An 11,760-nucleotide genomic window follows, 5' to 3' on the forward strand; every position below is an offset into this window, starting at 1 on the left:
GCCGGTCATGAGCTTTTTTCCGGGCAACGATCCCGAGGCCGGCGACGCCTTCGCCTGCGACCAGATCGAGTTGATGGTCATTCCCAACGCCAAGGACATCGGCGGCTTCGAGGTTCGCCGCGCCTTGCCGACGGCAAAGCGCAGGCTGGTAGGTCCGTTCATCTTCTTCGACCGCATGGGTCCGGCCATTCTGCGCGCCGGCCATGCGATCGACGTGCGCCCGCATCCACATATCGGGCTTTCCACCGTCACCTATCTGTTCGACGGCAAGATCAGGCATCGCGACTCGCTCGGCACCGAAATGGTGATCGCGCCGGGCGACGTGAATTTGATGACCGCCGGCCGCGGCATCGTTCATTCCGAGCGCACACCCGAGGAATTGCGCGGTGCGCCGATGTCGATTTCCGGCCTGCAGACCTGGCTGGCGCTGCCGGACAGCAAGGAAGAAATCGCCCCGGTGTTCGCGAACACGTCGGTGATCCAACTGCCCGAAATCGACGCCGAAGGCGTCAGTGGCCGCGTCGTCATCGGCGAATTTTCCGGGCTGCGCTCGCCGGTAGCGACCGCCTCGGAGACGCTCTATGCCGATCTGCGGCTGGCGGCGGGCGCCAGCGTCAAAATCCCCGCCGATGCCGAGGAACGCGCCATCTACACGCTGGAGGGCGAGGTTTCGATTGCCGGCGACCGCTTCCCGGCCGAGCGGCTTTTGGTGTTCAAACCGGGCGAGGAGATCGTCGTGTCGTCCGAGCGCGGCGCGCATTTCATGCTATTCGGCGGAGCCTCGCTGGGCTCCAAACGTTATATCTGGTGGAATTTCGTTTCGTCCTCGAAAGAACGCATCGAGCAGGCCAAGGAAGAATGGAAGACGCGCCGCTTCGATATCGTTCCTGGCGATGAGGAAGAATTCATTCCGCTGCCGGAAGGTTAGCGCAGGATGGACATCCTGCGCCAGGCGCGTCACTGACACGCATTTACATTGGCGCGCCGTCAGCCTATCTCGCGCATAGCAAAGCGCATATTTGAAGGTTAACCCAAGGTTAAGTTAACAGGCCGTCCCAGAGTGAACCCGAAGCCTGACACGCCGCTCCTCGACAAAGTCCGCATCCCGGCGGATTTGCGGGCGCTTGATGAAAGCGAGCTGCCGCAGCTGGCGACCGAACTGCGCGCCGAGCTGATCGATGCGGTGTCGCACACCGGCGGCCATCTTGGTGCCGGCCTCGGCGTCGTCGAGCTTACGGTCGCGCTGCACTATGTCTTCAACACGCCGGAAGACCGGCTGATCTGGGACGTTGGCCACCAGGCCTATCCGCACAAGATCCTGACCGGCCGCCGCGACCGCATCCGCACGCTTCGCCAGGAAGGCGGTCTCTCCGGCTTCACCCGGCGCGCAGAGAGCGAATACGACCCCTTCGGCGCCGCGCATTCCTCGACCTCGATTTCGGCTGGCCTGGGCATGGCGATGGGCCGCGACCTTTCGGGCGGCCGCAACAATGTCATCGCCGTCATCGGCGACGGCGCCATGTCCGCCGGGATGGCCTATGAGGCGATGAACAATGCCGGCGCGCTCAATGCCCGCCTGATCGTCATCCTCAACGACAACGACATGTCGATCGCCCCGCCGACCGGCGCGATGAGCGCTTATCTGGCGAGGCTTGCCTCCGGCAAGACCTATCTCGGCCTGCGCGATTTCGGCAAGAAGCTGACCTCCTACCTCGGCAAGCGCGCCGACAACGCCATCACCCGCGCCGTCGAGCACGCGCGCGGTTACGTCACCGGCGGCACGCTGTTCGAGGAGATGGGATTCTTCCACATCGGCCCGATCGATGGACACAATCTCGAGCACCTGATCCCGGTGCTGAAGAACGTCCGCGATAATGGCGACGGTCCCATTCTGATCCATGTCGTTACCCAGAAGGGCAAGGGCTACGCGCCGGCGGAGGCCGCCGCTGACAAGTATCACGGCGTCAACAAGTTCGACGTCATCACCGGCGCGCAGGCGAAAGCGCCGGCCAACGCGCCGAGCTACACCAAGGTCTTCGCCGAGAGCCTGATCCAGGAGGCGCGCGAGGACGAACGAATCGTCGCGATCACCGCCGCCATGCCGAGCGGCACCGGCCTCGACCTCTTCGGCGAGGTTTTTCCGGCCCGAACCTTCGATGTCGGCATTGCCGAGCAGCACGCGGTGACCTTCGCCGCCGGCCTCGCCACCGAAGGCTACAAGCCCTTCGCCGCCATCTATTCGACTTTCCTGCAGCGCGCCTATGACCAGGTGGTGCACGACGTGGCGATCCAGAAACTGCCGGTGCGCTTCCCGATCGACCGCGCCGGCTTCGTCGGCGCCGACGGCGCCACGCACTGCGGCGCCTTCGACACGACCTTCCTCGCCTCGCTGCCTGGCTTCGTCGTCATGGCCGCCGCCGATGAGGCGGAGCTTCGCCACATGGTGCGCACGGCAGCCGACTACGACGGCGGCCCGATCGCCTTCCGCTATCCGCGCGGCAACGGTGTCGGCGTCGACATGCCGGAGCGCGGCTCTGTGCTCGAGATCGGCAAGGGCCGCATTCTCAAGGAAGGCACCAAGGTGGCGCTTCTGTCCTTCGGCACGCGGCTGCAGGATTGCCTGCTGGCCGCCGAGGAGCTCGGCGCCGCAGGCCTTTCGACCACCGTTGCCGACGCCCGCTTCGCCAAGCCGCTGGACGAGGATCTCATCCGCCGCCTCGCGCGCTCGCATGAGGTTCTCGTGACGGTCGAGGAGGGCGCGGTCGGCGGCTTTGCCAGCCAGGTGCTGCATTTGCTTGCCCATGAAGGCCTGTTGGAAAGCGGCCTCAAGGTGCGCCCGCTGGTCTTGCCGGACGAGTTCACCGATCACGCCAAGCCGGAGAAGATGTATGCCGACGCAGGCCTCGACACGGCCGGCATCGTGCGCACGGTCTTCGCCGCGCTCGGCCATGGCATGCAGGCGCAGCGCGCCTGAATCGAAATCTCAGCTCTCCGAAGCAGTTTGCCGGCTTCCTGCTGCAACTGTTTGTTAACGTTTTCATTTGGCGGTTCGCTTACCTTGTCTTTTGGCCGATTTTCAATGGCGCCCTGCTAAGACCTTGGTCCTAGGCAGGGGATAATAACGATGAAGTCGTTCCTTTGCGGCATGGCCTTGCTGAGTGCCATGGCCGCGCCGGTGGCAGCCGGAACGCGTTACGACCGCAACCTCGAAAAGGCGGTGATGGACATCGTCGCCAGCAAGATGGGCAACATCCGCGGCGGCTTCTCCTACAAGCAGGCTCCCCAGCTGGTGGTGCTGCCGGAAGCCGCGCCAACCGCGCCAACTCCGGCTGAGCCGCGCGAGCAGGCCTCGAACAATGACGGACTGATGCCGGCGGTCGAGCGCCCGGTCTCACGCACTATTTTCTAAAACCACATATCGCGCACGCAGCGGCCATCGCGCGGCAGGTCGTCGAACGTTTCGAGGCCGTCGAAATGATCGATCGGCAGGTCGGCGACCGCCTCCGGCGCGGCCAGCCTGACATTGACGGCGATGCGAGTGCGGCCGCCGGAGCCGGAGCGCAAGCCGCGCCAGGCGAGCACGCAGGCGCATTTCGGACAGAACAGGATTTCCAGCGCGGGCTCGGCCACCTCGACGCGCGTGTAGGAACTCATCGGACCTGCGATGCGGATACGCTCGTCGACATAGTCATAGGCCCAGAGCGTGCCGTAGCGGCGGCAAAGCGTGCAGTTGCAGGCGGTAATCGATCCCGGATCGCCTTCCAGCGTCCAGTGCGCGGCACCGCAATGGCAGGTTCCCTTCAGCATGGCTTCTCCTCGGCCGGGTGAGCGGACGTTCGGCATCGGCATTCTGCCGTGCCCCGCGCCATATTCAACGGGGCTGCCATTGCCTTCGCCGCCGGCTTTCGCCAATGAAGGCCGATGAGTTCCTCTTTGCCCGCCAGCGCGCGCCCACGTCTTGACGAACTGCTCGTCGCACGTGGCCTGTTCGCCAGCCGTTCTCGCGCCCGTGACGCGATCGAGCGCGGCACCGTCACTGTCGACGGCGCCGTCGTCCGCAAGCCGGGCCAGCCCGTCGCGCCGCACTGCGTCCTTGCCGTCGACGATCCGGCGCAGGCCTATGTGTCGCGCGCGGCGCTGAAGCTGATTGCCGGCCTCGACCATTTCGGCCTCGACCCCGCGTGTGGCGAGGCGCTCGATATCGGCGCCTCGACCGGCGGCTTCACCCAGGTGCTGCTCGAGCGTGGCGCTGCCCATGTCACGGCGATCGATGTCGGCCACGGCCAGATGCACCTGGACATTGCCACCGATCGGCGGGTCACGGTCATTGAAGGGCTGAATGCGCGGGACCTGACCGCCGCAGATCTTGGCGGCCGCGTTCCGGATTTCCTGGTCTGCGATGTCAGCTTCATCTCGCTGAAGCTGGCGCTGCCGCCGGCGCTTACGCTGGCTGGCGAGGGCGCCAGGGCGCTTCTTCTGGTCAAGCCGCAATTCGAGGCCGGACGCGAGGCGATCGGCAAGGGCGGACTGCTCAAGGACCCGAGCGATGCCGAGCGCATCGCCGCCGGATTGCGCGACTGGCTTGCCGGCATGCCGGGGTGGCGCGTGCTCGGGCTGCATCCATCGCCGATCGAGGGCGGCGACGGCAACCGCGAGTTCCTGCTCGCCGCGATCAAGGACGCGGCATCGCAATGAGCGCGCGCTTCACCATCGCAAGGCTCGGTTCGCAGGGCGACGGCATCGCCGGTGCCGATGGCGGTGAAGTCTTCATCCCGTTCACGCTGCCTGGCGAGACGGTCACCGCCGCGCGCCAGAAGGACCGCGCGACGCTGATGTCGGTGGTTGACGCTTCACCGCTCCGGGTTGATCCGCCCTGCCGACATTTCACCGAATGCGGCGGCTGCGCGTTGCAGCATTTCGAGGCCGACGGCTACCGGCGGTGGAAGCGCGAACGGGTGGTGCAGGCGCTGAAGGCCAAGGCCATTGCTTGCGAGATCGACGCTCTGGTGCCTTGCGCGCCGCAGACGCGCCGCCGCGTCGTCTTCAGCGCTCGGCGCACCGAGGCCGGCATGCTGCTCGGCTTCGTGCGCGCGCTCTCCTCCGAGATCATCCCTATCGAGGAATGCCCGATCTCGCTGCCGGCGATCGTTGATGCGCTCGATCCTTTGCGAAGGCTGGCAGGACTGGTCTGCGCCACGCCGAAAGCCTTCCACATGGCCGTCACCGCCACGGCGTCCGGCCTCGATGTCGCCGTCCATGACGCGGGCAAGTTTGGCGAAAACCAGCGCCGCATCGCCTCGAACTTCGTGATGGCCGCGGGCTTGGCGAGGCTTTCCATCGACGGCGAGGTGATCGTCGAGCCGAAGAAGCCGGTGGTGCAGTTCGGCTCGGTCGTCGTCGCCCTGCCGCCCGGCGCCTTCCTGCAGGCAACGGAGGCCGCCGAACAGACGATGGCCGGTCTCGTCTGCCAGCACCTGTCGCGGGCCAAGAAGGTCGCCGACCTGTTCGCCGGCTGCGGCAGCTTCGCGCTCAGGCTCGCAGCGAAGTCGGAGGTCCATGCCGTGGAGGGAGACGCGCCGGCCCTGGCCGCGCTCGACCGTGCCTTCCGCTTCGCCGGCGGCTTGAAGCGGGTGACCAGCGAGCGTCGCGACCTCTTCCGCAGGCCGCTGACCTTCAAGGAGTTGAACGGCTTCGACGGCCTGGTCTTCGATCCGCCGCGCGCCGGCGCGGAGGATCAGTCTAAGCAGATCGCCCGCTCCGACGTGCCGCTGGTCGCGGCTGTCTCCTGCAATCCGGCGACGCTGGCGCGGGATCTGCGCATCCTTATCGACGGCGGCTATCATCTGAAGAGCGTGACGCCGATCGACCAGTTCCTATGGTCGCCGCATGTCGAGGCCGTCGCGCTGCTGGAGAAGCCGAAGCGGCGGCGGTGATCCGCGACAGCCCGTTCGCAAGAAATGTTCGGAAAACCTCTCTTTTTCCGACGAATTTGCGCCCTGAAGCCGCCTTCTTGCGGGGTCTTAATTTTACGCTGTTAGGGAAGCATTCCTGCCGTTTCGACGTTACCTAAACTAAGCGGATGGCGGATGGCGGATAACGGACAGCGCATTGCCATGCAGACGCTTGTAAGATTCCTCAGCCTGATCGTGGTTCTCATCGCTTTTGGCGCCGCGTCCGCGACGGGCGCGCTCGCGCAAGAGCAAAAACGCCTCGCCTTCGTTATCGGCAACGGCGCCTATCAGTCCGGCGAGCTCGCGACTGCCGCCAATGACGCCGGCCTGATCGCGCAGACCTTGCAGGCAGCCGGTTTTGACGTGGTCGGCGCGCGCGATGTCGATCAGGACTCGCTGCGCGGCGCGCTGCGCGATTTCCTTGGCAAGGTTTCCGCCGCCGGTCCCGACGCGGTCGTCTTCGTCTATCTTGCCGGCCATGGCGTGCAGTTCGAGGGGGAGAACTACTTCCTTCCTGTCGATGCCCAGATCGCCAGTCCCGCCGACGTGCCGCTGCAGGCGATGCGGCTCTCCGATGTCACCAGGTCGTTGGCCGGATTGCCGGCCAAGGTAAACATCGTCGTGCTCGACGCGGCGCGGCCCAATGCCTTCCCGGAGATGAGCCAGCCCCTGGCCGGTGGTCTCGTGCTGGTCGATCCCGACCCGAACATGCTGATTGCGTTCAACGCGGCCCCGGGAACGGTCGCGCTGGAAGGCAAGGGCCCCTACGGCGCCTATGCCCAGGCGCTCGCCGAGATGATACGCGAAGGCGGGTTGTCGCTTGACGAGGTGTTCGACCGCACGCGACTGCGCGTCAACGAGATGACGCAAGGCGCGGAAGTGCCGTGGAATGCCTCGAAGATCACCACGCCTTTCGTCTTCTTCGACCGTGCTGCGGACTCGCCCGCGCCCAAGGTTTCAGAATCCCGGTCCAACCGGACCAGGGCGATCCGGGATTTCAACGCTCGTGACGCTTATGTCGCGGCTCTCGACCGCGACACGATGCGCGGCTACGAGGATTTCCTCGTCGCCTATCCACATGATCCGATGGCTGAGCGCGTGCGCGCTATCATTGCTGCGCGGCGCGAGGCGATCACCTGGCGCGAGACCTGGCTGCAGGACACGCCGGAAGCCTACTGGTCTTATCTGCGGCGCTATCCGCGTGGCCCGCATGCCTGGGACGCGCGCCGCCGTCTCGAACATTTCGATGCTGCCCTGGAGCCGCCGGAGGAGTTCACCGTCTATGAGTATGATTTGCCGCCGCCGCCGGAAGAGGAAGTCATCTATGTCGACCGTCCGGTGCTCTATTTCGACGATCCCGATTTCGACTTCGAACCGCCGCCGCCGATCACGGTGATCTTCCTGCCGCCGCCCCCGCCGGATTTCATCGTGCTTGCGCCACCTCCGCCGCCGATCGACGTGTTCGTCCTGCCGACGCCGGTATTCGTGCCGATACCCGTATTCGTCAACCCGCCGCGCCACATCGTGCCGCCGCCGAACGCCATCATCTTCAACAACATCCACAACACGACCGTCATCAACACCATCAACACGACGATCAAAAACGAGACCATCAATCGGGCCGCGCGGCCGAGGCCCGGTGTTGACCGCCGCACAGTCCAGAAGACGAGGGAAGGCGCCGTTGGCGGCCGCGCCGATGCGCTGGAGGCCAAGGTCCCACTGCCGCCGCTTCTGCAGAAGAGGGCGGCCATGTTCCGTCGGGCCCCATCCAATCAGCAACAGGGCGCCTTGCCGCCGAAGCCTGGTCAGCGTGTTATCCAGCGCCAGCAGCCTGGCACCGCTAGCCCGCAGCCGGAGACCTCGTCCAGAACCGGCAAGCTCTCAACCGATCACGCCTTGCCCGGAGCCGACGGCAAGAGGCTGCCGCTGGTCAACGGCAGGCCGGCGCTCGACGGCCAGAACTTGCCCGGCAACAAGTTGAAGAAGCAACCCGGCAGGCAAGGCGTCTCAGGCGGCAACCGAGAGGCGACGGGAAATGACGGTCCCGACCGGACAGGGAAGCAGGACACGGATCGGAAGAGGGGCAAGAAGCTCCGCAACCTGCCGGCCGTGAACGGCATGCCGGCCGACAACGGGCCGAGCGCGCAGGAGAAGTTCAGGCAGAACAATCCCAAGGCATTATCCGAACGGAATGGTGGCAAGCCGAGGAAGCTGACGCGCAAGGATTTGTCCGCAGGCCAGTCGGTTGTCGCACCGAAAGATCAAGGTTCGGCTGCCGAAGACAAAAAGGGCCGGAAGGTCCGCAAGCTGCCTGCCGTCAACCGGATGCCGGCCGAGAACCGGCCGAGCGTGCGCGAGCGGCTCAGAAAGAACAATCCCGACGTGCTCTCCGATGAAAATCAGGGCTCGGCCAGCGGGAACGACAGGCGCAGGACGTTGCGGCGGCTGCAGAACGAAGAAGGTTCCGCCGGCCGGGAGGTCACCGTCCAGCGCAACTTCAAGGTCAACAGGCCGAACGAGAAAGCGCAGCGCCAGTTCAGGCAGGAAAGGCCCAACGAGCAGGTGCTCCGGCCGCAGAGATCGGAGCCACGCCCGGAATTCCGTTCGCAGCCGAGGCCGCAGATGCAAGAGCGGCGTCTCCCGCAGGAGAAGCCGCAGCCCAGGAAGAAGCTGTCTTGCGGACAGAAGGGCGAGCCGGCCTGCAAGCAGTAGACCGGCTCGGTCGAGCCTGCGCCTTACCTTTGCGAGCCGATTTTTCGGCCATGAACTTGCAAGGCAGGGGCGCCGGTTTGTAGCCTCGGCTGTCCAGGCCGCTCGGTCTGTCAGCCTGGCGGCATCCGTCAGGTTTTCGGCGTGCCGCCGCGCTGATTGATCGACACCCAGATATTCGGGTTCTGCTGCGACTGGCGCTTCAGGAAATAATAGCCGGTCGCGTTCCAGGGCCGGACTTCGTCGACCAGATTGTCGAGCACGAGATCGCCCTTGTCGGTCTTCACGGTCAGGATCGTGTGGCCTTCATTTTTCAGATCGCGCACGACCGTCATCAGCAGCGCCTGGCGGGGAAATCCCGCTTCCATGAGAAGCTTGCGCTTGTAGAGCGCGTAGATCTTGCAGTCGCCCTTGCCGTCCACCGGATAGTCCCAGTGGTCCATCATCGTGCCCCAGTGGTCATAGTTGCTGACGGGCTTGATGGCCCGGTTCGCCTTCTGGTTTATGCGCTTCAGGGTTCGCATGTTCTGCGCGGTCAGCTTGACGTTCGCCGGCTGCAGGGCAGGCACTTTGCACTCTTTCGGCCGGCGGTGGCAGAAATCGATCCAGCCGTATGGGACGCTGGTACGTCCTCCAACTGATGCGGAGCGCAGGTCGACCGCGTTTGGCTTTATCGTCGGTGGACTCGATGGCCGTTTGAACAATGTCGACTGTGCCGCCACCGTGTCGACGCACAGCGACGTCACCCCGATCAATGAGAAAAGGCCAAGGAGGAACGAAGAGGTCAGGACGCCAGGGGAACGCAGCACTGCCAACACCACCGCAACGAGAAGACTGCTGACAGGTTAAGTCGGAAACGCCGGCCCAGGCAATTGAACAATTAATAATCTGCTAACACGATCGTGTTTGCTGCCGGCGGCGCCTGTACCTCAAACCCTGGTGCCGCCCACCGTCATCTGGTTCATCCTCAGATGCGGCTGGCCGACCCCGACCGGCACGCCCTGTCCGGCCTTGCCGCACATGCCGATGCCGTTGTCGAGCTTCATGTCGTTGCCGACCATGGTGACGCGGTGCATGGCATCGGGCCCGTTGCCGATCAGCATTGCGCCCTTGATCGGCTGCGTCACCTTGCCGTCCTCGATCATGTAGGCCTCGGTGCAGCCGAAGACGAACTTGCCCGACGTGATGTCGACCTGGCCGCCGCCGAAGGAGACGGCATAAATGCCGTTCTTGACCGAGGCGATGATCTCTTCCGGCGCGGTGTCGCCCGAGGTCATGTAGGTGTTGGTCATGCGCGGCATCGGCTGGTGGGCATAGCCTTCACGGCGGCCGTTGCCGGTCGCCTTCATGCCCATCAGCCGCGCATTCTGACGGTCTTGCATGTAGCCGACCAGCTTGCCGTCCTCGATCAGCACGTTGCGCGCCGAAGGCGTGCCTTCGTCGTCCACGGTAAGCGAGCCGCGCCGCTCGGCGATCGTGCCGTCATCGACGACGGTGACGCCCTTTGCCGCAACTTGGCTACCCATCAGGCCGGCGAAGGCGGATGTTTTCTTACGGTTGAAGTCGCCTTCCAGTCCGTGGCCGACCGCTTCGTGCAGCATCACGCCGGGCCAGCCGCTGGAAAGCACGATGTCGAAGGTGCCTGCGGGCGCCGGAACGGCCTCGAGATTGACCAGCGCCTGCCGCAGTGCCTCGCGCGCGGCGTGCTTCCAACTCTCCTCGGTGAGGAACTCGCCAAAGCTCTTGCGGCCGCCCATGCCGTAGGAGCCGCTCTCCTGGCGGTCGCCATCGCCGACCACCACCGAGACGTTCATCCTGACCAGCGGGCGGATATCGCGCACCACCTGGCCGTCGCCACGCACGATTTCGACATGCTGCCACGAGGCGGCGAGCGAAGCCGTCACCTGGCGCACGCGCGGATCGGCGGCGCGCAGCCAGACGTCGACCTCCTGCAACAGCTTCGCCTTGGCCTCGAAACTCGGCGAGGGGATCGGATTCTCGTCGCCGTAGAGGTGGCGATTGGTGCGGGCGGGGGCTGCGGCAAGCGTTCCGGAATAGCCACCCTTGACCGCGGAGACGGCATCGGCCGCGCGCAGCAGCGAGGCTTCCGACAGGTCGCTCGAATGGGCATAGCCGCTTGCCTCGCCGGCGACGGCGCGCAGCCCGAAACCCTGGTCGGTGTTGAAATTGGCTGTCTTCAGCCGGCCGTTGTCGAACATCAGCGCTTCGTTCTCGCTGTATTCGAGGAACAGTTCGCCGTCGTCGGCGCCCTTGATGGTATCGGCGACGATCTCTTTGACGCGGTCGTCGGAAATGTCGAATTGGCCGATCAGGCTGTTCATGGCAGGGCCGTCCGCTGGCGGTTTCGCATTCCCCCGATGTAGGGGCGAAGTGAGGTCAAGACAATCGCCGGCCTTCATACGCGATCGTCATCGCCGCGGGCCGACTGGCGGCCGCATTGCCGCCGCTGGACTTAGGGCAGGGCGGCGAAGCCCTCGGCGAATCCCTTCAGATCGACGGGAATGCCGATGCCTTCCTCCGGCGTCTGGAAGACGATGAAGGTGGCAGACGTGCCGTTCTTCAGCGTGTCGAGCAACGGCTTCTCGAGGATCACTTCGGCATAGCAGCCGTCCTGGAAGCAGCGCACGAAATAGGCGCGGCCGATGTCCTTGCCGTCGATATTGAGGCCAAGCCCGTTGGGCAAGAGCACGCCGAGCGGTGCCAGCACCCGCAGGATCTCCGCCTTGTTGTCGGCGGTGCGCAACACCACGACGGAAAGCCCCATCTCCGGACGGTCCTCGGCGACGACGTTCTGCATCATCACGCATTGCTCGGAGGTCGCGCCGGCCGGCGTGTCGCAGATGATCGACCACGCGCCATGCGTCGACTTGACCGTGCCGCTGGGCGGCGCTGCGGTCTGCGGCGGCGCGGCGTTCGCCACGCTGGCGCCAAGCAAGGCGGCAAGGAAGATAACCTTCGCCAAGGGTCTCGAAAGCCAGGAAGTCATAACGGCTCCATTGCGAATCACGGCACTTTAAGCTGCGCCAAGGCCAAGTAAAGGACGAGACCGTCGCCGGCCCGCCCAGATACCGGCAATTGC

At 65.0% G+C, this 11,760-nt stretch carries 10 protein-coding genes; 6 read left to right on the forward strand and 4 right to left on the reverse strand.

Going from position 1 to position 11,760, the window contains the following annotated elements:
• Positions 1–7: 7 nt before the first annotated feature.
• The 3 genes from CK220_RS22810 to CK220_RS22820 all read left to right on the forward strand — a co-directional run bounded on the left by CK220_RS22810 (position 8) and on the right by CK220_RS22820 (position 3,409).
• Positions 8–928, forward strand: a complete 921-nt coding sequence (locus tag CK220_RS22810) for a pirin family protein (RefSeq protein WP_095813692.1) — start codon at positions 8–10, stop codon at positions 926–928.
• Between the two features lie 132 nt (positions 929–1,060).
• Positions 1,061–2,974, forward strand: coding sequence for a 1-deoxy-D-xylulose-5-phosphate synthase (gene dxs / locus CK220_RS22815; protein ID WP_095813693.1), 1,914 nt, complete (start codon positions 1,061–1,063; stop codon positions 2,972–2,974).
• A gap of 150 nt (positions 2,975–3,124) precedes the next feature.
• Positions 3,125–3,409, forward strand: coding sequence for a hypothetical protein (locus tag CK220_RS22820; RefSeq protein ID WP_095813694.1), 285 nt, complete (start codon positions 3,125–3,127; stop codon positions 3,407–3,409).
• On the opposite strand, the gene CK220_RS22825 is transcribed toward CK220_RS22820, so the two are convergent.
• Complete coding sequence (locus CK220_RS22825) at positions 3,406–3,807, reverse strand: GFA family protein (RefSeq protein ID WP_095813755.1); 402 nt, start codon at positions 3,805–3,807, stop codon at positions 3,406–3,408. The genes CK220_RS22820 and CK220_RS22825 overlap by 4 nt on opposite strands.
• 114 nt (positions 3,808–3,921) lie before the next feature.
• On the opposite strand from CK220_RS22825, the gene CK220_RS22830 reads away from it, so the two are divergent.
• From CK220_RS22830 to CK220_RS22840, 3 genes are all read left to right on the forward strand, one after another.
• A complete protein-coding gene (locus CK220_RS22830; RefSeq protein WP_095813695.1) occupies positions 3,922–4,695 on the forward strand; it encodes a TlyA family RNA methyltransferase in 774 nt (257 codons plus the stop codon).
• Positions 4,692–5,933, forward strand: a complete 1,242-nt coding sequence (locus CK220_RS22835) for a class I SAM-dependent RNA methyltransferase (RefSeq protein WP_095813696.1) — start codon at positions 4,692–4,694, stop codon at positions 5,931–5,933. The genes CK220_RS22830 and CK220_RS22835 overlap by 4 nt, the downstream gene beginning before the upstream one ends.
• Positions 5,934–6,086: 153 nt before the next feature.
• Positions 6,087–8,663, forward strand: a complete 2,577-nt coding sequence (locus CK220_RS22840) for a caspase domain-containing protein (protein WP_245429352.1) — start codon at positions 6,087–6,089, stop codon at positions 8,661–8,663.
• 128 nt (positions 8,664–8,791) lie between these two features.
• Here CK220_RS22840 and CK220_RS22845 read toward each other — a convergent pair whose 3' ends face one another.
• The 3 genes from CK220_RS22845 to CK220_RS22855 all read right to left on the reverse strand — a co-directional run bounded on the left by CK220_RS22845 (position 8,792) and on the right by CK220_RS22855 (position 11,667).
• Complete coding sequence (locus CK220_RS22845) at positions 8,792–9,481, reverse strand: transglutaminase-like cysteine peptidase (RefSeq protein WP_348629675.1); 690 nt, start codon at positions 9,479–9,481, stop codon at positions 8,792–8,794.
• A 108-nt stretch (positions 9,482–9,589) separates the two neighbouring features.
• Positions 9,590–11,002, reverse strand: coding sequence for a metalloprotease TldD (tldD, locus tag CK220_RS22850; protein WP_095813698.1), 1,413 nt, complete (start codon positions 11,000–11,002; stop codon positions 9,590–9,592).
• Between the two features lie 131 nt (positions 11,003–11,133).
• Entirely contained in the window at positions 11,134–11,667 is a 534-nt protein-coding gene (locus CK220_RS22855) for an invasion associated locus B family protein (RefSeq protein WP_095813699.1), read from the reverse strand.
• Between the last annotated feature and the right edge of the window lie 93 nt (positions 11,668–11,760).

Source organism: Mesorhizobium sp. WSM3860, assembly GCF_002294995.1.
Lineage (GTDB): Bacteria > Pseudomonadota > Alphaproteobacteria > Rhizobiales > Rhizobiaceae > Mesorhizobium.